The following is a 22393-nucleotide window of genomic DNA, read 5'->3' on the forward strand; positions in this document are numbered from 1 at the left end:
CGCCCGCCCCGTCCGTCGCACGGCCGCACGTCCGGGCAGGGGTGCGGGACCGGTCCGCCGCCTCGTGCGGCGGACGCCGCGGGGACGCCGCGCCGGGGGACCTTACGAGGCCCGACCGGCCTCCGGTCCCGGCGTCGTGCCGTCGCGAAGGCGCGGGGAGGGGCCGCGAGGCGCGGCCGAGCGTGTCCGGCGGCAGCGAGCCGTCCCGGGGTGCCGGTGCCCGCGGGTGCCGGTGCCTACGGGGTCGTGATCGGCACCCGCCACACCAGCGTCGTGCCGCCGTCGGCGGGGCTGGTCCACTCCAGTTCCCCGCCCGACTGCTGCGCCCGTTCGGCCATGTTGCGCAGGCCGCTGCGCCGGCCCCCGGCCGGGATGCCCACGCCGTCGTCGGACACGGTCAGCCGCACCTCGCGGCCGTCGGTCTCTAGCACGACCTCGGCGCGGCGCGCCCGCGCGTGCCGGGCGATGTTGGTCAGCGCCTCGGAGAGGACCGCCACCAGGTGATCGGCGGTCTCCTTCGGCACGTGCGTGTCCAGGAGGCCCTCCATCCGCACGCTGGGCGCGAACCCCAGCACCGGCGCCGCCTCGCCGACCACCCGCACCGCCCGGGCCCGCAGGCCGGGTCCGGCGGTCTCGTCGCGCGACCGCAGGCCGAAGATCGTGGACCTGATGATCTTGATGGTCTCGTCCAGGTCGTCCACCGCCCGCGCCACCCGCTCCGAGGCTCCCTGGTGCTCGATGAGCCGGGCGGCGCTCTGCAGGGTCATGCCGGTGGCGAACAGCCGCTGGATCGCGAGGTCGTGCAGGTCCCGGGCGATGCGGTCGCGGTCCTGGAGCACCGCGATCTGCTGCGCGTCCCTGCGGCGGTCGGCCAGCTCCATCACCACCGCGGCCTGCGCGGCGAAGCCCTGCAGCGGTTCGATCTCCTCCCCGGAGAACACGGCCCGGCCGGCCTCCCTGACCAGCAGGACGACGCCTCGTACGCCGTCGCCCGAGCCGATGGGGACGGCCACGGCCGGGCCGAGGCCCTGAAAGCGCGGCGGGCCCGGCGGGACCCGTTCGTCGCGCGTGATGTCGGGAGTGGAGACGGGCGCGGCGTCGGAGAAGGCGGCACCGATCAGACCGCCGCCCACCGGCAGCACCAGCCCCAGGTGCAGCTCCGCCTCCTGCCCGAGGGCCAGTTCGACGGTGAGCGAGCCGGTGTCCGCCATGGGCACCGCGACCACGGCCAGGGCCGCACCGGTGATCTCCCGCGCCCGCTCGGCGATCAGCCCGAGGACCTCGCCGCGCTCGCTGCCCGACATCAGGCCGTGGGTGACCTCGGCACTCGCCCGCAGCCAGCGCTCGCGCAGCCGGGACTCCTCGTACAGACGGGCGTTGTCGATCGCCACACCGGCCGCCACGGCCAGGGTGGACAGCACCGACTCGTCCTCCTCGTCGAACTGCGCCCCGCCCCGCTTCTCGGTCAGGTAGAGGTTGCCGAAGACCTGGTCGCGGACCCGGATGGGGACGCCCAGGAAGGAGTTCATCGGCGGGTGGTGGGCCGGGAAGCCGTACGAGGCGGGGTGGTCGGAGAGTCTCGTCAGCCGCAGCGGCTCGGGGTGCCGGATCAGTTCCCCGAGGATGCCGTGGCCCTCCGGGTAGGGGCCGATCCTGGCGATCTGCTCGTCGGTGACGCCGACCGTGAGGAAGTCCGACAGCCGCTTGCCGTCCGGCCCGACCACACCGAGGGCGGCGTACTCGGCGTCCACGAGCAGCGCCGCGGCCTCGACGATGCTGCGCAGCACCTGCTGCAGGTCCAGCTCCCGGCCGACGGAGAGCACCGCCTCCAGCAGGCTGTGCACGCGGTCACGGGTGCCGCGGGCCGCGTCCAGGCGGGCCTGCAACTCCTCCAGCAGCTCGTCCAGCCTCAGCTGCGGCAGCAGCCGCACATGGGCCTCCCGAGCCTCCTCGGAGCTTCCCACCGGTGGTCCTCCAGGTCCCGTCCGCGGCGGCGGGCGCCGACCGCCGCTCGTGCGAGGGGCCGGGGCAACGGCCCGTCACCAGGGACGGTACAGGACCGGGCGGGCCGCGGTTCGCCCGGTCGGCGGCCCCCGGAAGTCCCCGCGTGGCGTCAGTGGCCCTCCTGCCGCAGCCGGTCCCGGGCCTCGGTGGCGATCACGGCGGCCTGGATGCGGCGCTCCACGCCGAGCTTGGCCAGGAGCCGGGAGATGTGGTTCTTCACCGTCTTCTCGGCCAGGTACAGCCGCTGGCCGATCTGCCGGTTGGTCAGCCCCTCACCGATCAGCGCGAGGATCTCCCGCTCCCGGCCGGTCAGCCCCGGGAGCGCGTCCGGCTGCTCCCCCTCCTTCCGCTGTTCGCCGCGCAGCCGGGCCATCAGCCTGGTGGTGGCGCTCGGGTCGAGCAGCGACTGGCCCCGGGCGACCGTGCGCACGGCCGCGACCAGGTCGGAGCCCCGGATCTGCTTGAGCACGTACCCGGACGCACCCGCCATGATCGAGTCCAGCAGGGCCTCCTCGTCGTCGAACGAGGTCAGCATCAGGCAGGCCAGATCGGGCATGCTCGAGCGCAGTTCGCGGCACACGCTCACGCCGTCCCCGTCGGGCAGCCGGACGTCGAGGACCGCGACCCGGGGGCGCAGCGCGGGGACGCGGACGAGGGCCTGCTCGGCGGTGGCGGCCTCGCCGACCACGCTGATGTCCGGTTCGTCGTTCAGCAGGTCGTGCACCCCGCGCCGGACCACCTCGTGGTCGTCCAGCAGGAAGACCCGGATCGGGTTGTCGGGACCGGGCTGCTCGCCGTCCGCCATGGAATGCTCCTGTTTCTCTGCGTGCCGGGTTCGCGCCGGTGAACCATCATGGACCCATCGGCCCACCGTTCGGGATCCTCCCCGGTCCGGGGCCGGACGGCCAGGGCCGGTCGGCCCTGTTCGTGCGGCTCCCCCCTCACCGTTCGTCCGGCTCGCCCCCACCGCCGACCACCCGCTCGGGGGCGGTCGCCCCCCGCCGGCCCCGCCGGCGCCGGGCGGCGGCACGGACGAATCGGCCCACCGGGCGGCCCCGGCCCTCCGTCCAGAGCTGAGGAGCGCGACGTCATGGTCCGTTACGTGTACGACTTCCACGAGGGCGGCAGGGACATGGCCGACCTGCTCGGCGGCAAGGGCGCGAACCTCGCCGAGATGACCCGGCTGGGGCTGCCGGTACCGCCCGGTTTCATCGTCACCACCGAGGCGTGCCGCGCCTACCTGGCGACGGGGGCGGAGCCCGAGGGGCTGTCCCGGGAGGTCTCCCGCCGTCTGTCCGCACTGGAGGAGTCCGCCGGGCGGCGCCTGGGCCGGCCCGACGACCCGCTGCTGGTGTCCGTCCGCTCCGGGGCACGGTTCTCCATGCCCGGGATGATGGAGACGGTCCTGGACATCGGTCTGAACGACGGCTCCGTGACGGGCCTGGCCGGGGTGTCGGGCGACGAGCGGTTCGCCTGGGACTCCTACCGCCGGCTGGTCCAGATGTTCGGCAGTACGGTCATGGGGGTCGACGCCGCCCTGTTCGAGGACGCCCTCACGCTGCTGAAGGACGAGCGGGGCGTCCCGGACGACGTCCACCTGGACGCCGGTGACCTCGCCCGGCTCGTGGAGACGTACAAGGACCTGATCCGGCGCGAGACCGGCGAGTCCTTCCCGCAGTCCCCGGCCGAGCAGCTGCGACGGGCGGTCCTGGCGGTGTTCGAGTCCTGGAACGGGGAACGGGCGCGCCTGTACCGGCGGCGTGAGCACATCCCCGACGACCTGGGCACCGCGGTCACGGTGCAGCGCATGGTCTTCGGCAACCTCGGCCGCGATTCCGGCAGCGGGGTGGCCTTCACCCGCGACCCGGCCACCGGACGCCCCGGCCTGTACGGCGACTACCTGCCCGACGCGCAGGGCGAGGACGTCGTCGCCGGGATCCGCAACACCGTGCCGCTGGCCGAGCTGGAACGCCTGGACCCGCGCTCGTACCGGCAACTGCGCGACCACATGACCACGCTGGAGCGGCACTACCGCGACCTGTGCGACATCGAGTTCACCATCGAGCGCGGCACCCTGTGGATGCTGCAGACCCGGGTCGGCAAGCGCACCGCCGAGGCCGCGTTCACCCTCGCGACCGCGCTGGCGGACGAAGGGCTCATCACCCCCCGGGAGGGGCTGGCCCGGGTGAGCGGGGAGGAGCTCGCCCGGCTGATGTTCCCGCGGTTCGACACCTCCGCGACCGGCGACCCGCTGGCCCACGGCATCCCGGCCTCGCCCGGTGCCGCGGTCGGCGCGGTGGTCTTCGACTCCGCCGCGGCGGTGCGGCGCGCCGCGGCCGGCGGGAAGGTGGTGCTCGTGCGCCAGGAGACCACCCCGGACGACCTGCCCGGCATGGTCGCCGCGCAGGCCGTGCTCACCAGCCGCGGCGGCAAGACCTCGCACGCGGCCGTCGTGGCGCGCGGCATGGGCAAGGTCTGCGTGTGCGGCGCCGAGGAACTCGCCGTCGACACCGGGCGGCGGCGCTTCACCACCCGCGACGGCACCGTCGTCGAGGAGGGCACGGTCGTCTCGGTGGACGGTTCCGCCGGTGCCGTGTACCCCGGTGCGGCCCCGCTGGTCGACTCGGCGGTCATGCGGTACCTGGAGACCGGTGAGACGTCCGAGGGCGTGGCCTCGTCGGTCGCCCGGGTCCTGGACGAGGCCGACGGCGTCAGGCGGCTGGAGGTGCGGGCCAACGCCGACACGCCCGAGGACGCCGCGCGGGCCCGCCGGTTCGGGGCGCAGGGCATCGGCCTGTGCCGCACCGAGCACATGTTCCTCGGCGAGCGCCGCAAGCTGGTCGAGGAGATGATCCTCGCCGGCCCGGGCACCGGGCGCGACCGGGCGCTGGCGGCCCTCCTGCCCCTGCAGCGACAGGACTTCACCGGCATCCTGGAGGCGATGGACGGCCTGCCGGTCACCATCCGCCTGCTCGATCCGCCGCTGCACGAGTTCCTGCCCGACCGGACCGACCTCGCGGTGCGCGTCGCCGCCGCCGAGGCCCGCGGCGAGCGGCCGGACCCGCGCGACGCCGCCCTGCTGGCCGCGGTGAACCGGATGCACGAGGAGAACCCGATGCTCGGCCTGCGCGGTGTGCGCCTGGGCCTGGTGGTCCCGGGCCTGGTCGCCATGCAGGTGAGGGCCGTCGCCGAGGCGGTGGTGGAGCGGACCCGGGTCGGAGGCTCCCCCGCGGCCGAGATCATGGTGCCGCTGGTCGGCGCCGTCGAGGAGCTGCGGCTCGCCCGCGCGGAGGTCGAGCGCGTCCTCGCCGAGGTGTCCGAGGCGTCCGGCATCCCGGTGACGTGCCCGGTCGGCACCATGATCGAGCTGCCCCGGGCCGCGCTCACGGCGGGCCGGATCGCCGAGGAGGCGGAGTTCTTCTCCTTCGGCACCAACGACCTCACCCAGACCACCTGGGGTTTCTCCCGCGACGACGTCGAAGCGGAGTTCTTCCCCGCCTATCTCGACAAGGGCGTCTTCCCCTCCTCCCCGTTCGAGACCCTCGACCGCGAGGGCGTCGGCCGTCTGGTCGGCATCGCCGTCGCCGAGGGCCGCGCCGCACGGCCGGATCTGAAGATCGGCGTCTGCGGCGAGCACGGCGGCGACCCGGAGTCCGTCCACTTCTTCCACACCGCCGGTCTGGACTACGTCTCCTGCTCCCCGTTCCGCGTCCCGGTGGCCCGTCTGGAGGCCGGACGGGCCGCGTCGGCGGGAGCGGGGGCGGACGGCAGCCGGTGACGAGGACCCGTGGTCCCGGTGCCGGGGCCGGACGGCCCTGGGACCGGGAGGGGCTCGCGGCACGCTGGAGCCACGCAGCGATCACAAGGAGCCGGGCACACGCCCCCCCCCGAGCACACGCCCCTCGAGGACACCGGCGCCCGACCGGCCCCCCGGCACCGTGCGGGTACGGGCCGGGGGCGGTCAGCGGCGACGTGCGGGCCACGAAGGCGGCGCCCCGCTCCGAGCAGCCGTGGTCGGCCGGGGCCGAGGTCCGGGTGGGCGACGCCCTCCTCGTCGTCCACGCCCGGGAGGCCGGCGTCCGGGAGCTCGCGGACCGGCTGCGGGACCGGCTGCGCAGCCAGGTGGAACGGGTCGTGCAGGACGCGCGGACGGTCCGGTCCGTAGGAGCGGCCCAGGGCCGAACGGCCCTGGCGTGGGGCGGGCCGGCGCCGTTCCGATGATCTGACCGAGCCGCCGTGGCCCGGCGAGGGGGCCCGCCGATCGGACGGCCCTCCGTGGCCACGAGCGCCCGGGCCCCGGCGGTGCCCGCACCGAGCCGGTCGCCGGTGACGACGGCACCTCCGTACGGGTGGCCGGCCGGCGCGACGGGCCCTTGGTCGTCCTGAGGGGTGCGGCAAGGTACGCGGAGCCCCCGAGAGGCCGCGCAGCGGGCCGGCCGTCGTCCTGCGGGCACCCGCTGACGTCGTTGCGCCCGGAGGCGTCCGCCCGGGCCCCGGGGACCGGCGGCTCTGCCGGAAGGCGGTCCCCGGGCGTGACCGGTGCGCCGGGGGACGACCCCGCCGTGGTGGGCGGGCCCGTGGGTTCGCCCACGCCCCCCCCGGGTACCCGGGACGTCCGGAACGTGGGAAGAAGAGGAGCGCGACGATGGCTCCCGCGACAAGAAGGCCGACGGCGTCCGCACAAGGCGGTCGTCGGCTCCCGGCCCGCGCCGGGAAGCGGCTCAGCGCCCTCCCCGAACCCGATCAGGAACCGGACCTCCTGGGCCAGTACCTGCGGCAGATCGGGGCGACGCCACTGCTCGACGCGGAGGACGAGGTGCGGCTGGCGCAGCGCATCGAGGCCGGTCTGCGCGCCGTGGAGGAACTGGAGCGGGCCGGGAGCGGCGACCGCGACCTGACGCGGGAGCGGCGGCGCGAGCTGGAGGCGGCCGTGCGCGACGGGCAGGCGGCCAAGGACCACATGATCCGCGCCAACCTCCGGCTCGTGGTGTCGATGGCGAAGCGCCACGCCCACCGCGGCCTGCCCCTGCTCGACGTCATCCAGGAGGGCAACCTGGGACTGATCAGGGCCGTGGAGAAGTTCGACCACACCAAGGGGTTCAAGTTCTCCACCTATGCGACCTGGTGGATCCGCCAGGCCATCGAACGGGGCGTGGCGACGCACGCCCGCACGGTACGGCTGCCGGTGCACGTCGTGGAGCAGCTGCAGAAGCTCGGCAAGGTCGAACGCAGGCTGCAGCTCCGTCTCGACCGGGAGCCGACGGTCGAGGAGGTGGCCGGCGAGAGCGGTATCGCGGAGGACAGGGTCGCCTGGCTGCGCCGGGTCGGACGGCAGGTGGTCAGCCTGGACACCCCCGTGGACGACACCGGCGACACGGTCGTCGGCGACCTCATCCCCGACACCGACGTCCTGCAGGCGCCGGAGGTCGCCGAGTTCCAGGCGCTCGCCGAGGAACTCAGGGGGGCCATCGACACGCTCGCGCCGCGCGAGGCGCTGATCCTCAGCCTGCGGTACGGCCTGCACGACGGACGGCCGCGCAAGCTGCAGGAGGTCGCCGAGCACGTGGGTCTGACCCGCGAACGCGTCCGTCAGCTGGAGAAGCAGTCGCTGGCGCACCTGCGGGAGCGGGAACAGGGCGAGCGGCTCCTGGCGTGGGCGGGCTGACCTGGCGCCCCGCACGGTCCGGGTCGATGCGGGACCGTGCCGGTCCGCCGTGCGCGCGGGGGTCCGCGGTCAGGCCGGCCCGGCGTGCCGGGTCCGGCGCGACGCCGGACCCGGGAGGTCCCCGCCCGCGGGGAGCGGCTCGCCGCCACCTCGCACCGCCGTCGCCGAGGAGGCGAAGGCGCACGGACAGCGAGTCGCTCCCCGTCGCCGGAGCACCGTGCCGCTCCCCCGGCTCTCCGCCCCGGCGGCCTGGTCCCCGCCCGTGCGGGAACGGGTCCCGCGAAGTTCTCGGTGCGGCCGCCGTTCAGCGTCGCCGGGGTTGCAGCACTCCGGCGAACAGGACCACGAGCAGTCCGGCCAGGGGCACCGCCAGCAGGCCCGTCCGGAGGCCGGCGGCGTCGGCGACGAGCCCGACGACGGGCGGGGAGAGCAGGAAGCCCAGGCGCATGAGCCAGGAGACGATCGTCAGTCCCGATCCGGGTTTGAGGCCGGGCAGTTCGTCGGCTTCGTGCATGGCCGCGGGCACCAGGGTCGCCACTCCGAACCCGGCCGCGGCGAAACCGAGGATCGTCCCGGACACGGTGGGCACGGCCAGTGCCAGGCCCATCCCGGCCGCGGCGACGAGCCCGCCGGCGCGGGCCACCGCGCGCTGGCCGAACCGGTCGACGAGCCGGTCGCCGAGGAGACGGCCCACGAACTGGGCGCCGACCAGGGCGATGTAGCCGGTGGCCGCGAGCGTCACCGGCGCGCCGAGCGAATCGGAGAGGTAGAGCGCGGCCCAGGAGTTGCCCGCGTCCTCGACGAGCGTGCCGGCCGTGGCGATGAGCACGAGCGCGGCCAGCACGTATTCGGTGCGCAGGGCCGCCGGGGGCTGTCGTCGCGGCTTCCGGTCGTCGGTGTCCGTCTCCTTCCCGTCCGGCTCGGTGTCGGGGCCGGGCAGGCAGAACCGCAGGGCGGCGCAGGCGGCGACGGTGAACACCACCGCAGAGACCAGCAGGTGCCGCCCGCGTGACAGGTCGAGCGCGATCGCGGCGGCCGCCATGGATCCCCCGGCGACGGCGCCGATGGACCAGATGGCGTGGAAGGAGTTGATGATGGAGCGTCCGTAGCGGCGCTGCACGCGCAGACCGTGGGCGTTCTGCGCGACATCGGTGATCGCGTCCATCGCCCCGGCCAGGAACAGCGCTGCCGCGAACACCGCCACCGAGTCGGCCAGGCCGGCGGCGAGGACCCCGACGCCGGTCAGCAGGGTGCCGGCCACCGCCACGCGCGCCGACCCGAACCGGCGGACGAGCACCCCGGCCGCCAGGCCGGCCGCGATGGCACCCGTCGGGAACGCCGCGACGGCCAGCCCGTAGGCGGCGTTGCCGATGCCGAGGTCCGCCTTGATCTGCGGATAGCGCGGCAGGAGGTTGGCGAACAGGGCCCCGTTGGTGAAGAAGAGCACGGCGACGGCCGCGCGGGCCTGCCGATCGGCCGGGGCGGGCCGGCGCAGTACGTCCACAGTCATGCGCGCGAGCCTATATCGAGAGCGTACGAACGTACACTCCTGGTTCCGGCACCGTTCCGGCCGCCGGGCCGGGAACACGGGAAGACACGCGGGCGGCCGCTGCGGCGCGCCGGCCCCTTCGACGCGCAGGACACCACGCGGCCCTCACCGGACCATCCGCCGGGTGCGCCCTGGCCGCCCCGGCGGAACCCGGGACGGGGGCCGGCGCTCGACACGGCACGGTGCCTGGATGCCGCCGCGAAAAGTTGGGCGTAGTGTCCGCATATGGACGCTGTTCGGTGTGGCTGGTGTGACACGGCCCTACCGGAACCGACGGGGCACGGCCGTTGCCGCGGTCCGGCGCTCCGGCGAGCGGCTGGGCGGGCGCGGCGCCGGCGGCGGACCGCCGGCGGTGCGCGGCAGGACGCGGCCGGGAGGAGCGGCCCCGGGTCGGCCTCCCCACCCCTGCGGTTTCACCTGGACGGCTGATGGACACCGCGATGGCCGCCGTGGTGCGGGAAACCGGTGCGTTCGGCGGGCTGCTGTACGTACTGCCGCCGGGCGACAACGCGTTGTGGCTGGTCGTCGTGGCGGGGGCCCCGTACGAGATCGCGGCTCCGTGGAGGCGGGTCGCGCTGACCGATCCGATGCCGGTGGCCGACGCCGTGCGCGAGCGGCGCCTGGTGTGGATCGCCGGTCAGGAGGAGATGGCGCGCCACTACCCGCGGCCGGCGCTCGTGCTGCCGTACGACTTCGCGCTGTCGGCCGCCCCCGTCACTTCGAGCGCCGCGGTCCGCGGCGGACTGGTGCTGCTGTGGCCCGGGGGTCGTCCACCGCAGCTGAGCACCGGCGAACGCGACGCCATCGAGACGGGCTGCCGCCGCCTGGGCACCCTCCTGCAACAGGCCGCGGACCGCGGCGACCCGCTGCCGCCCCCCGGTCGGCCACGGACCCTGTCCCCGTCGGCCGGACGCCCGGTCCCACCCGACGAGGCGGCGGCGGTCGCGGCCTTCGTCGACCGCCTGCCCGGAGGGTCCTGCGCGCTGGGCGCGAACGGCCGCGTCACCTTCGTCACGCCGGCCGCCGCCGACCTTCTCGGTGCCGATCCGGCCGACCTGGTGGGCGCCCTGCCCTGGGAGGCGCTGCCGTGGATGGACGTCCCCCAGGTCGAGGACCGCTACCGGGCCGCGATGGTCAGCCGCCGGCCCCAGGCCTTCACCGTCCTGCGCCCCCCGGACGTGTGGCTGTCCTTCGAGCTGTACCCGGACCCCTCCGGCATCAGCGTCCGCATCACCGGCGCCGACCCGTCCGAGGGCCCTCCCGCGCCGTCGTCCGAGCCGGCCGCGGGCCCCAGCCGCGCCATCATGCTGTACCACCTGATGCACCTGGCCGCCACCCTGACCGAGGCCGTCGGCGTGCAGGACGTGGTCGACCAGGCCGCCGACCAGCTCCTGCCCGCCCTCGGTGCACAGGGCATGGTGCTGATGACCGCCGAGGACGGCCGCCTGAAGATCCACGGCCATCGCGGCTACAGCACCGGACTGATGAACCGCTTCGACGGCGTTCCCCTGAACCTGGACATCCCCGCCGTCAGGGTCCTGACCACCGGCGTCCCGGGCTTCTTCACGTCCTTCGCCGACCTCCACCACGACTACCCGTCCGCCGTGCACGAGGACGGGATGGCCTCCTGGGCCGTGCTGCCGCTGATCGCCTCCGGCCACCCCATCGGCTCCCTCCTCGTCTCCTACCGCCGGCCCCGTGCCTTCCCGCCCGGTGAGCGCGCCGTCCTCACCTCCCTGGCCGGCCTGGTCGGCCAGGCCCTTGACCGCGCCCGCCTCTACGACAGGAAACACGACCTCGCCCACCGCCTGCAGTCCGCCCTGCTGCCCCGCAGCCTGCCCCACGTCCCCGGACTGCAGGTCGCCGCCCGCTACCTGCCCGCCGCCCGCGGACTGGGCATCGGCGGCGACTTCTACGACCTCATCCGCCTCGACGAGCACACCGCGGCCGCCGCCATCGGCGACGTACAGGGGCACAACGTGGACGCCGCCGCCCTCATGGGACAGGTCCGCACCGCCGTCCACGCCCACGCCGCCGTCGGCGCACCCCCCGATCACGTCCTGGCCGGCACCAACCGCCTCCTCACCGACCTCGACCCCGGCCTGTTCACCAGCTGCCTCTACATCCACCTCGACCTCGCCCGCCGACGCGCCTGCCTGGCCACCGCCGGGCACCCGCCGCCGCTGCTGCGCCACGCGGACGGACGCACCGAGCTCCTCCGCGTCCCGCCCGGCCTCCTCCTCGGCATCGCCCCGGACACCCCGTACCCGACGCTGGAGTTCCCGCTGCCCCCCGGCTGTGTGCTCGTCCTCTACACCGACGGGCTCGTCGAAGCCCCGGGGGTCGACTTCGACGACGCCACCGCCACCCTGGCAGGGCTCGTGGAGCACGCGGAACCGACCGACCTCGACGCCATGGCCGACACCCTCATCCGACACGCCCCCAACCCGGGGGACGACATCGCCCTGCTCCTCCTCGGCCCGGTGGACGACCCGGCGACCACCACCCGGGACGACGGGGTCCCCGGCCCGCCGTGAGCGATCGCGCCCCGACCGCGCGGACGGCTCAGTGGTCGTCCCAGTGGTCCGCGTGAGCGGCGTGCCGGTGCCCGTCGTGCACGTAGTCGACGTGGTCCCCGTGCGGAACGGCGACGTGCCCGCAGCCTTCCTCGTGCCGGTGCTCATGTCCTTCGTGCGGCACGTGGCCGGAGGTCGTGCACTCGTCCACGTGACCGTCGTGAGGGCGGTGGATGTGCCCGTCGTGCACGTAGTCGACGTGGTCCCCGTGCGGAACGGCGACGTGCCCGCAGCCTTCCTCGTGCCGGTGGCCGTGGGCCTCGTGGGTGGGATGCTCGGTGGCGGACGTCATGGCGCACTCCCGATGCGGGTCGTCCGGGCGGCCGTCCGTTCGGCGGCCGGTGCCGCGTTACCGAATCAACATAGGACGGCGGCCGCCGCCGCGCACGCGCGGGAGACGCGTGTGCGACCGCCGCGGCGCGTGGGCAGGCTGCCGGGTGTGACAGCGTACGAGACAGTGCACGCGCCCGTGATCGCACAGATCACCCGGGCCCGGGACGCCACCGCGTCCGTCAGGCGGGACCTCACCGGCTGCTGGGTGGCGGTCGTCAACGCCGGCGGGGCGGTCGTCCCCATGGACTGCCCGCTGCCTCCGGTGACCGCGTCGATGGTCGGACCGGCGGTGGAGCGGATCGTCCGGGGGCTCTCTCCGCAGCGGAGCAGGCTCCTCCTGGCGACCGTCGGCGGCGCGCTCGCGGGCTGGCTGCTGCTGCGCCGTGAGCCGCATCCCCTCGTGGCGCACTGCGGTGTGGTGAACCACGTCCAGACACACGTGCGCTTCCGGGGGCTGGGCGTCGGCGCCGCGCTGATGCACCGCGTCACCGGCGTCGCGCGCGAGGAGATGGGCCTGGAGCGACTGCAGCTCACCGCGAGGGCCGGTCTGGGGCTGGAGGACTTCTACCGCAAGGCCGGGTGGACGGAGGTCGGCCGCTGGCCGGGCGCGCTGCGGGTGGCGCCCGGTGACGACCGTGACGAGATCCTGATGAGCCTGGCCCTCTGAGGCCGCCCGTCCCGCTGCGGCCTCACGCCCGGCCGGCGGCGTCGGCCACGGGCGGGGCGTCCTTGACCGCCACCAGCACGGCGCTGTCGCCGACCTGCCAGACCGGCGTGACGTGGCGGAAACCCGCCCGCCGCAGCAGCTCGGCGTGGCGGCACGCCGTCAGGTCCTCGTCGCCCCCGCCCCCTCCAGAGGCCGCCCGGCGCCGCTCACGCTCCAGGAACAGGTCGGCGAGTTCGGGGTCCCGGGCCGCCGCGGCCCACCAGGACCGCCAGTCCTCGTGGGCGTGACCGCCCGTCCGTTCGGCGCGGCGGCGGCCCACGTACGCGGTGAGGTCCGCGCACGGCGCTTCCCCCGGCGGGAAGTGGTCGCCGTTGACGAGGGCGCCGCCGGGGCGCAGCAGGGCGGCGAGACGGCGGTAGGTGTCCAGCAGCACCGGCTCGGGGAGGTAGTGCAGGGCCGTCGTCGAGACGGCGGCGTCCAGGGGGCGCTCCAGCCCGAGGGCGTCGGTCCAGCCCTCCTCGCCGATCACCGTGTCGACGTAGCGGGCGGCGTCGGCGTGGTGGGTGCGGCCCAGCTCCAGCAGCAGCGGATCCATGTCGACGGCGACGATCTCCGCGTCCGGCAGGCGGCCGGCGAGCCGGGCGGACAGGGAACCGGGACCGCAGCCCAGGTCGAGCAGGAGCGGCCGGGTGCGGCCGGCCGTGACGTGCTCGACGACGTCCGTGATCACGGTGAACCGCTCCTCGCGGGCCACCGCGTAGCGCTCCTGCTGCCGTTCCCAGCGCTCCACCCACGCCCTGGCCGCCGCCATGCTCACGCCCATCCGGTCGCGCACCTCTTCCGTCTCTCGCCTGTCCGCGGACACGGCCGAATCTACAGGTGGAAACGGTTATCAGTTGCCTTTCACGTCAAGGACGCGAGGACGGCCAGCAACCGGTCGATCTCCTCCACCGTGTTGTACACGTGCAGGCTCACCCGCACCGCTCCGTCCTTCTCGTCCGCGCCGGCCTGGCAGAGGCTGTCGGCCCGCACCATGAAGCCGTGGCTGTAGAGGACGAATCCGAGGTCGTCGGACGGGATGCCGCGGTGCCGGAAGGTGACGATGCCGTGGCGGCGCTGGGCCGCGGGGAGCGCGGAGTCGGCGGCCAGGCCGGCGGGGCAGCCGAGGACCTCGTACGGGTCGAGGTGCCGCAGCCGGTCGGTCAGCCGGGTCGTGAGGCCGGCCGTCCAGCGCGCGATCCGGTCCGGTCCGGCCGCGTCGAGCCAGTCGAGCGCGGCCCGCAGCGACACGATGCCCACCGTGTTGGGCGTGCCCTGCCAGCCGGCCGGCCGGAAGGCCGGCCCCCGCGCGTTGCGCGCCCACACCGCCCCCGTCCCGGGCAGGGCCATCGCCTTGTGTCCGGAGAAGACCACGAAGTCGACGTCGAGCGCGGGATCGTCCAGGCCGAGCGGCAGGTGTCCGACGCTCTGCGCCGCGTCCAGGCAGATCGGCACGTCCGGGCCGACCGCCGCACGGATGCGGTGCACGTTCATGTCGCCGCCGTAGACGTGGTGGACGTGCGTGGCGGCCACGAAACGGGTCCGTGGTCCGACGACCTCGCCGAGGCGGCGGTGGTCGTAGTCGCCCGAGACCGCCTGGACCGGCAGGGCCCGGACGCGTACGTCGACGCCGCGCTCGGCCAGCAGCCGCCGGGCCTCGAGCCAGGGGTCCAGATTGGCCCGGTGGTCGGCGTACGGCACGAGGATCTCGTCGCCGTCGGTGAGGTACGGGACGAGCCAGTCGCGGGCGACGGTGCGCAGGCCCTCGGTGGTGCCGCCGGTGAAGTGGACGGCGGAGCGGTCCGGTTCGGGGTCGCGCAGGAACTCCTTGACCCGCTCCCGGGTCCCTTCCACCAGGTCCGTGGTCCGGTTGGCCCAGGGGTAGGTTCCCCGGCCCGCGTTGGCGTTCGACGTGGTGAGGTAGGCCTGGACGGCCTCCAGCACGGCCCGCGGCTTCTGGGACGTCGCCGCGCTGTCGAGGTACGCCAGCTCCGGATGGGCGGTGACGATGGGGAACTGTTCCCTCAGCTCCCGCTGCCACGACGTCTCCCCGTCGTGCTCGGCCCCGGGGATCGGACGCACCGCGCTCATGCGCGCACCAGCGGTGCGCCCGCGTCCCGCCACGCGACGATTCCGCCCGCCAGGCTCCGGACGTCGGGGTGTCCCATCCGGGTCAGCAGCGCGGCGTGGCGGAGCGACTTCTCGCCGACGGGGCAGGCCAGCAGGACCGGTGTCCGCTTGTCGAACGGGAGCCCGCCCCGGACCAGTTCCTCGAACAGCTCGTCGACGATGTTGACCGAGCCCTCGATGTGCAGGGCGGCGTAGGCGTGCGGGCTGCGCAGGTCGACGACGAGCGGGCGGGGGTCGCCCTGCGCGGTCCAGCGCCGGGCGTCGTCGACGCCGATGACGCGGGCCTCCGCGCGCGCCTCGGCGTCGGTGAGGGCCGCGGCCACCTGCCCCCGGGCCGCCCGGCCCAGGAGTTCCGGACGGCGCTGACGCACATAGCTCAGGTAGCTCTCGGCCCGGTCGCACACGATGAAGACCGCCGTCCGGCGGCGCCCCGGCCCCTCGGACCGCTCTACCTCCGAGTCGATCCTCCGCAGGTGCCGCACCGCCCCTTGGTAGGCGGCGCCTCCGGTCGGCCCGGACAGCAGGCCGCAGCGGCGGATGAGGGTGATCATCCCGTCGATGGCCTCGCCGGAGGTCACCGGCTCGATGGCGTCGTACGTCGCCGGGTCGAACAGGCCGACCTGGTGGACCTCGTCGATGGTGCGGATGCCGGGGATGAAGTCCGACTTGTCGGCGACCAGTCCGAGGACCCGCACCTGCGGGTCGTGCTCGCGCAGGACCCTGGCGACGCCGGTCGACGAACCGGCCGTGCCCACGCAGGCGACGAACCAGTCCGGTGCCCGCCCGTCGAGGTCCTTGACGATCTCGGGTCCGGTGCCCGCCGCGTGCGCCTCGACGTTGCGCGGGTTGAAGTACTGGTCGGTGTGCAGGTAGGTGCTCCCCGGGTCCGAGAGCGCCCGGTGGAAGTGGGTCAGCGGATCGTCCGTGTCGGTCGGGTCGAGGCACTCGCTGCGCCCCGGCAGCTCCTCGATCTCGGCGCCGAGGAGCAGGAGCAGTTCCTTGATCTCGGGGACGCGCATCCGGTTGGTGACGCTCTTGAACCTCAGCCCGTGCAGACCGGCCAGCAGGGCGAGGGCCTTGGCCGTGTTGCCGCTGGAGAGTTCCACGACCGTCCCGTCCCCGCCGGCCGCGCCCTCCAGGTGGGGCCGGGCCATGTGCCAGGCGGGCCGGTCCTTGACCGACCCGAACGGGTTGAGCATCTCCAGCTTCGCGTAGAGGTCGATGGTGCGCAGCCCGTGCACGGCCGGGTCGATGCGCACCAGCGGGGTGTTGCCGATGGCCTCCGTGACGCTGTCGTACCTCATGCGGGCGTTCCCCCCGGGTGTGTGATCGGCCAGTAGTCCTCGTCCGGGCACCAGCGCCAGGAGCCGCCCCGCTCCTCCACCGCGACCGTCCGCGCGACCGGCTGCCGCTGCGCGTGGTGGGCGTGGAAGTCCATCGCGTACCCGGCGGTGTTGGCGAAGGCCAGCAGGTCGCCCGCGCGCGGCAGCCGGGGGAGGAAGACCAGGCGCCGGGTGATCAGGTCGGCCTCCAGGCAGAGATTGCCGACGAGGAACACTCCGACCGGTCCCTCCTCCCCCTTCCCCGGTTCTTCCTCCGGTCCGCCGCGCGGCAGCAGCACGGGGTCCACGAGCACCCCGTGCTCCTCCAGGCTGACGTCCCCGGCGTTCATGCCGAGGCGCACCAGGTACCGGCCGGGCTCCTCCCCCGCGGGCCGCACGTCCCGCACCCGCGCCAGCGACAGTCCGCACTGGTCGACCAGGGAGCGGCCGGGTTCGACGTACAGGTCGTGGAGGTGCTCCAGGAGGAGGGTGGCCGGCGGGCGGCCCAGGACCGGTGCGGGCAGCGAGAGCAGTTCGTCGAGGTAGCCGGGGCCGGCGGTGGGCCGGTGGCCGGGGTACAGGGCGGCCGCCCCGCGCACCGTGCCGCCCTCGTTGCGCAGCCCGTAGCCGTGGCCGCGCCAGGTCAGGGGCGGGCGGCCGCCGAGCACCGCCTCGCTCAGCGCGGTGGTCCAGCGTTCCCACTCCCCGGCGTCGTCGACGTAGCCGACGCCGAATCCGCCGCCGATGTCGACGGCACGCGGCGCGAAGCCCCGCGCCCGGCACTCGTCCATGAACAGCACGCACTGTTCCAGGGCCCGGACCTTCTCCTCCACGCCGGTGGTGTCCAGGTGGTAGGCGGCACCGGTCAACTCGACGGCGTCCGCGTGTCGTTCCAGGGCCGACACCAGTGCCGGCGCGTCCCGCACCGGGGTGCCGAAGCGGCTGCGGCGGGAGAGCAGCCGGGTGCCCGCTCCCCCGTGCCCGGCGGCCGACTCGAATCCGGACAGGCGCACCAGCACGTCGACCCGGCCCAGCCCGTACCCGCGCACCAGGCCGGCCAGTCGTTCCAGCTCGCCCGGCGAGTCGAGGTTCACCGTCGCCCCCACCCGGGCCGCCAGCCACAGGAACTCCGGGTCCTTGGGCCCGGTGGCCATGATCCGGTCCCCGGTGAAGCCGCAGCTCAGCGCGTGCCGGAGTTCTTCCAGGGAGGCGACGTCGACGCCGACGGCGGCCGGGTCCTCGGCCGCCAGCCTCCGCACCAGGGCGCTGGACCGGTTCGCCTTGTGCGCGAAGTACACCCGCCCCGCGAGACGGTGGCGACGGTAGACGGAGCGAAAGCGCCGGGCGTTCTCGGCGACGGCCTCGGGGAGCAGCACGTTGAGCGGGGACCCCAGCGCGTCGACGAGCGAGTGCAGAAACGGTACGGCCCCCAGCAGCGAGGCGAGCGGTGGTTCCACCCGCGGCCTCAGATATAAGGGCACATCCACGTAAGACCCCTCCCCGTGTCGGCCGACCGTCACCGCGACAATCGTTCGGGGGTAGTCGTTTCCAGGTACACACGCCGCTAAGCCTCACCGGACCGTGAACCGGGACAACCCGGCCGCCTCGCGCGGCACGTACGCGGCCCCCGCCGGGGCTTCGACGTGCCGTCCCCCTCCCCTCGTGCGCCCCGCACCGCGCACCACCGCCGAAGAACCCCCGCCGGCCCCGGAACCGGAGTCGTGCGGGGACTTCGAGCCGGGCGTCCGGCTGAGGTCCGGACACCTGCCGGTCGGGGCGCCTCGACGAGGCGGCGTTCCGGTCCGCCACCGGGACGAGGACCTGCCGGAGGATCGGCGCGGCGGTTCACGGGGTTCCGCCCGGCCGTCCTCCGCCGGTCCCACCAGGATCACGGCGAGGACGACCAGGACGCTCCGGTGCACGCCCACCCGGATGCCGGCGACACGGCCCGGTGAGAGCGTCGCCCGCACAGCAGCCGCCTCACTCGTCGTCCCGGCCCGCGAGGCGGCCGGGAACGCCGCGCGCCGGGAATCCGTCAGTGTCCGAAGAGGTGCAGACCCCGGTGACGGTGAGCGGGCTGCGGTCGCCGCGCCTTGCGTCCCTCCGCCGTGGACCCCATCGGTCCCTCCGCCGTGGATGCCGTCGGTCCGGACGCGCGGGTCGCACGCATACGGTGCCGCCGCTTGAGGCCGGCGGCGAGCGCGGCGAGCCCCAGACAGAAGATCAGCGTCAGCGCCACGCCGGAGAGGAAGAGTCCCGGCGCGCTCAGCGTCGCCATCTGGTTGCCGAACATCTCCACCGTGTACTCGGGTCCCCCGGAGAAGTTCTCCAGGACGGCGAGGGCCGCGAAGGCTCCGGTGGCCAGCACCAGCAGGAGCGTCAACATGAGCATCGCTCTCACCTCATGATTCGGCCTTTCCGGCCGACTACCCGGTATCAGGGCCCGCACACGAGGTCCTGTCCGTACGGAAGCGCACGGCAGCCCCGGCGTGAACCGGGGTGGCGCCCGTGAGGAGGTTCTCCGGTCCCCTGCGGGGATCGAGCCCCGGGGCCCGGAAGCCGTCGTCCGGCCGCGGCCGGGCGGTGGCGCACGCCCACCGCGGCCGTGCGGTCGCCGCCGTCGAGCTGCCCGAGCCGCACGGGGGCGCCTCCGGGGTGTCGAACAACCGGGGATTCCGTCACCGAGCGGCACCGGCACGACGGGGAGGTCGATCCCGTCGATCGGTCCGCGCTCGAGGAGCTGCCGGCCGGTCGTGGGCGAGAAGACCTCCGGGTCCTTGCCGCCTGCGGCCTCCCGTCCGATCCGGACCGCCTCGGCCGCGTCGCAGCTCAGGAAGGTCACGCCGTCGGCGGGCGGCGCGCCCTCCGGGTGGTGGGTGAGGACGAACACCGGACCGTGCCACGCGCCGCCGTGGACACCGCCGGCATCGGGGGGAGGCGTCCCGGCCGTTCCGGCGCTCCGCGTCCGTGACCGGTGGGGTGGGCCCGGCGTCCACGGCCCCGCGGCGTGTGTGCGGTGGTCCTGGGCGATCCCTCCTTCGTGGTCCTTGGGCCTTCGGATCCCGGCGGATCCCGGAAGCCATCGCCGCGGCCCGCCGGCCGAGGTGGTCCCGCCCGGCGGGCGTCGCAGGAGCGGAGACGGGGCGCCGTCCCCGGGGACGGCGCCCCGTCTCCGTGTCCTCCCCGTGTCCCTGCCGCCGGTCAGTCGGCCGGCGTCAGCGCGACCTCGGCGCTGCCCGAGAGGGACGGCAGGCCCTCCGGAGGGGAGTCCTGGTAGGTGGCGTTGAAGACCGCCCTCAGGTTGTCCGCACCGGCGTGACCGCCGTCCACGAACGTCTTGAACGATCCGGAGCATCCGGTGCTCGTGGACAGCGGATGACCGTGCGAGTCGTGGCCGAGGATGAACGAGACGGTGACCCTCGAGCAGTCCACCGGCTGGTCGTCGGTGACGGTGACCTCCCAGGTGACCGTGTCACCCCAGTGGAACGGAGTGCCGCCGTGCGGAGCCGGGTCGGTCGTGAGCGAGACGACCGGCGCCTTGTTGCCGACCACGACGGGAACCGACGCGGAGGCCGAGCGCCCGGTGCTGTCGGTGACCTTCAGCGTGACGTCGAAGACGGCGTTCTCGGTGAACGTGTGCTTCGGGTTCGCCTCCGTGGAGTCCACGGTGCCGTCGGCGTCGAAGTCCCAGGCGTAGCTGAGGGCGTCGCCGTCGGCGTCCTTGGTGCCGGCGCTGGAGAACTGGACCGTCAGCGGGGTGGTCCCGTTGACCACGTCCGCGGCGACCTTGGGCTCCGGGGTGCGGTTGCCCCGGGTGAAGTCGATGCGGGAGAGCTGGGCCTCGGGCAGTTCCGCGAAGTACCCGGTGCCGTACTCGAGGACGTACAGCGCCCCGTCGGGGCCGAACTCGGCGTCGATCGGGCCGTCCGTGATGACCGAGGGGATCGCGTCCTCGATCTTCTCGACCTCGTTCTTCTTGCCGAGGGTGATGGCCTTCATCTGGTCGCGGGTCCACTCGTAGAAGAGCGGCTTGCCGTCGAAGTAGGCGGGCCAGCGGTTCTCGGCCTTGTTCCGCTTGTCGTAGCGGTACGCCGGGCCGCCCATGGGGCCGATGCCGCCCGTGCCGAGCTCGGGGAACTCCTCGGAGGCGCCGTAGCCGTAGACGATCTCGGCGTCCGTGACCGGCGGCAGCTTGCTCAGGCCGGTGTTGTGGCGCGAGTCGTTGACCGGCTTGGCGCAGTCGAACGCGCCGCTCGACTTCTGGGTGGCGAAGTCGTAGTCCTGGTACGGCATGTCCCGGGTCACGCAGAACGGCCAGCCGTAGTTGGCGGGGCGGTCGATGACCATCCAGCGGCCGTGGCCGGCCGGGCCGCGGTCCGGGTTCGCCTCGTTGGCGTCGGGCGAGTAGTCGCCGACGTAGACCTCACCGGTCCTGTCGTCCACCGCGAAGCGGAAGGGGTTGCGCAGACCCATGGCGTAGATCTCGGGACGGGTCTTCGGGGTGCCCGGCGCGAAGAGGTTGCCGCGCGGCACCACATAGCTGCCGTCGCGCTTGACCTTGATGCGCAGGACCTTGCCGCGCAGGTCGTTGGTGTTGCCCGAGGTGCGCCGCGCGTCGTAGGCCGGGTTGCGGTCGGCGCGGTCGTCGAGCGGGGCGTAGCCGTCCGAGGCGAACGGGTTGGAGTCGTCACCGGTCGACAGGAACAGGTTGCCCTTGCGATCGAAGTCGATCTTGCCGCCGACGTGGCAGCAGATGCCGCGGTCGGCCGGGACGTCGAGGATCTTCTGCTCGGAGTCGAAATCGAGCTTGTTGCCCTCGAGCTTGAACCGCGACAGTCGCGTGACGCCCTTGTACTCGGCGAAGTCCGCGGCCGTGCCGTACTCCGGTGCGTCCCCCTCGTTGACGCCCGGGGTGGCCGGGTCGTCCATGGGGGTGTCGAGGCGGGGCGAGTAGTAGAGGTAGACCCAGTGGTTCTTGGCGAAGTCCGGGTCGACGGCGATGCCCTGCACGCCTTCCTCGTCGTGCTGGTAGAGGCCGGCGGGGCTCTTCTTCATGTCGGCGGCGAGGAAGTTGACGCCGCTCTCGGGGTCGTGGATCCGGACCTCTCCCGTGCGCGCCGTGTGCAGCACCCGCGAGTCGGGCAGGACGGCGAGGGCCATGGGCTCGCCCGGACGGTCGTTGAGGGTGACCTTCTGGAAGTCCGACGCGGCCGGCGGTGCGGGGTCCGATTTCGCGGCCTGGGCCGGGGACAGGGGCAGGAGCCCGACGGCTCCGGCCAGTGTCGCCGCCCCCATGAGGGTGACGATCCGTCTGTTGCGCACTCAGAACTCCTCTGGTCTGGTCAGCGGCCCGCAAGAGAGTGGGCGCTCGGCCCCGGCCGGCCACTGCAGAGCGAAACGGGTGAAAACCCTTGGGAAGTGAGTCAGTTGGACGCTAGAGCGCCCACTTTCAACTCGTCAAGGACAAAGTTTCAACTTTATCGGGGAAAGATTGTCCGGGTGTTCCGGGCGTTTTCGGGCACGCCCGGGGACCCGCCCCGCGCCGAGGCGCCGGGCGGGTCGGGCCGGTGGCGTTCCGTCAGCGGCGGGCGCGCAGGGCCGCGAGGTTGTCGTAGCCGGTCTTCGCGAAGCGCAGCGACTGGCCGGGGTCGGTGGAGCTCGGCGCGTTGTCCTGCTCGACCATCGGGTTGTGGTGGTTCTTCGCACCCACCCGGACGAAGAACTTCCGGTAGTCGATGTCTCCCGTGCCGAACGGCACCATGTCGTAACCCAGGCCGCTCTGGGGGTTGACCGCCCCGTCCTTGGCGTGGAAGAGCGGGAAGCGGCCGGTGTTGCGGGCCACGAGACCGGCCGGGTCGAAGACCTTCTCGCGCTGCGAACCGTCGTGGGCGGTGTAGGTGTGGAACTTGTACTGGGCCACGTGCGCCCAGAAGACGTCCAGCTCCAGATAGACGCTCTTCGGGTCCGTCACCTCCAGGAAGTACTCCAGCTTCCGGATGCCGGAGCTGCGGGCGGGGCGGCCCTGGTCGTCGAGCGGGCCGCCGTCGAGCAGGAAGCCGTAGGCGCTGTCGTGGTTGTGGGTGTAGAGCTTGATGCCCTCGCGGCGGG

16 protein-coding genes are annotated in these 22393 nt (G+C 74.1%); 5 read left to right on the plus strand and 11 right to left on the minus strand.

Annotated features, from left to right (window positions below; genetic code table 11):
- Positions 1-236 precede the first annotated feature (236 nt).
- Positions 237-1964: a sensor histidine kinase gene (locus FHS37_RS27545; RefSeq protein ID WP_184826026.1), complete on the minus strand. Its 1728-nt coding sequence runs from the start codon at positions 1962-1964 to the stop codon at positions 237-239.
- A 149-nt stretch (positions 1965-2113) separates the two neighbouring features.
- A complete protein-coding gene (locus FHS37_RS27550; protein ID WP_184826028.1) occupies positions 2114-2809 on the minus strand; it encodes a response regulator in 696 nt (231 codons plus the stop codon).
- A 285-nt stretch (positions 2810-3094) separates the two neighbouring features.
- On the opposite strand from FHS37_RS27550, the gene ppdK reads away from it, so the two are divergent.
- The 3 genes from ppdK (at position 3095) to FHS37_RS27565 (ending at position 7669) form a co-directional block, all read left to right on the plus strand.
- The gene (gene ppdK / locus FHS37_RS27555) at positions 3095-5782 is read left to right on the plus strand and encodes a pyruvate, phosphate dikinase (RefSeq protein ID WP_184826030.1); all 2688 of its coding nucleotides are present in this window, start codon (positions 3095-3097) and stop codon (positions 5780-5782) included.
- 194 nt (positions 5783-5976) lie between these two features.
- The gene (locus tag FHS37_RS27560; protein WP_308436714.1) at positions 5977-6225 is read left to right on the plus strand and encodes a hypothetical protein; all 249 of its coding nucleotides are present in this window, start codon (positions 5977-5979) and stop codon (positions 6223-6225) included.
- Positions 6226-6649: 424 nt separating this feature from the next.
- Complete coding sequence (locus tag FHS37_RS27565) at positions 6650-7669, plus strand: sigma-70 family RNA polymerase sigma factor (RefSeq protein ID WP_184826032.1); 1020 nt, start codon at positions 6650-6652, stop codon at positions 7667-7669.
- A 304-nt stretch (positions 7670-7973) separates the two neighbouring features.
- Here FHS37_RS27565 and FHS37_RS27570 read toward each other — a convergent pair whose 3' ends face one another.
- Positions 7974-9179: an MFS transporter gene (locus FHS37_RS27570; protein WP_184826034.1), complete on the minus strand. Its 1206-nt coding sequence runs from the start codon at positions 9177-9179 to the stop codon at positions 7974-7976.
- Between the two features lie 467 nt (positions 9180-9646).
- On the opposite strand from FHS37_RS27570, the gene FHS37_RS27575 reads away from it, so the two are divergent.
- A complete protein-coding gene (locus FHS37_RS27575) occupies positions 9647-11755 on the plus strand; it encodes a SpoIIE family protein phosphatase (protein ID WP_184826036.1) in 2109 nt (702 codons plus the stop codon).
- A gap of 28 nt (positions 11756-11783) precedes the next feature.
- Here the strand turns inward: FHS37_RS27575 and FHS37_RS27580 are convergent, their stop codons facing one another.
- Positions 11784-12086, minus strand: a complete 303-nt coding sequence (locus FHS37_RS27580) for a hypothetical protein (protein WP_184826038.1) — start codon at positions 12084-12086, stop codon at positions 11784-11786.
- Between the two features lie 177 nt (positions 12087-12263).
- Here FHS37_RS27580 and FHS37_RS27585 point away from each other — a divergent pair, with 177 nt between their 5' ends.
- Entirely contained in the window at positions 12264-12794 is a 531-nt protein-coding gene (locus FHS37_RS27585) for a GNAT family N-acetyltransferase (protein ID WP_229889906.1), read from the plus strand.
- Between the two features lie 22 nt (positions 12795-12816).
- On the opposite strand, the gene FHS37_RS27590 is transcribed toward FHS37_RS27585, so the two are convergent.
- From FHS37_RS27590 to FHS37_RS27620, 7 genes are all read right to left on the minus strand, one after another.
- Positions 12817-13617 carry a class I SAM-dependent methyltransferase gene (locus FHS37_RS27590; protein WP_184826042.1) on the minus strand — a complete coding sequence of 267 codons (801 nt, stop codon included), beginning with the start codon at positions 13615-13617 and terminating at the stop codon, positions 12817-12819.
- Positions 13618-13697: 80 nt separating this feature from the next.
- The gene (locus FHS37_RS27595; RefSeq protein ID WP_184826044.1) at positions 13698-14924 is read right to left on the minus strand and encodes an aminotransferase class V-fold PLP-dependent enzyme; all 1227 of its coding nucleotides are present in this window, start codon (positions 14922-14924) and stop codon (positions 13698-13700) included.
- A complete protein-coding gene (locus FHS37_RS27600; RefSeq protein ID WP_184826046.1) occupies positions 14921-16267 on the minus strand; it encodes a pyridoxal-phosphate dependent enzyme in 1347 nt (448 codons plus the stop codon). Before FHS37_RS27600 ends, FHS37_RS27595 begins: the two co-directional genes overlap by 4 nt.
- On the minus strand, positions 16264-17772 hold the full coding sequence (locus FHS37_RS27605) for a Y4yA family PLP-dependent enzyme (protein ID WP_229889907.1): 1509 nt from the start codon (positions 17770-17772) through the stop codon (positions 16264-16266). Before FHS37_RS27605 ends, FHS37_RS27600 begins: the two co-directional genes overlap by 4 nt.
- A 548-nt stretch (positions 17773-18320) precedes the next feature.
- On the minus strand, positions 18321-18677 hold the full coding sequence (locus FHS37_RS27610) for a hypothetical protein (protein ID WP_184826048.1): 357 nt from the start codon (positions 18675-18677) through the stop codon (positions 18321-18323).
- Positions 18678-19486: 809 nt separating this feature from the next.
- On the minus strand, positions 19487-21607 hold the full coding sequence (locus FHS37_RS27615; protein ID WP_184826050.1) for a PQQ-dependent sugar dehydrogenase: 2121 nt from the start codon (positions 21605-21607) through the stop codon (positions 19487-19489).
- A 256-nt stretch (positions 21608-21863) separates the two neighbouring features.
- The coding region (locus FHS37_RS27620; RefSeq protein ID WP_184826052.1) for a sugar phosphate isomerase/epimerase family protein at positions 21864-22393 on the minus strand (530 nt) is incomplete at its 5' end.

It is taken from the genome of Streptomyces griseomycini, assembly GCF_014203535.1.
Classification (GTDB): domain Bacteria; phylum Actinomycetota; class Actinomycetes; order Streptomycetales; family Streptomycetaceae; genus Streptomyces; species Streptomyces griseomycini.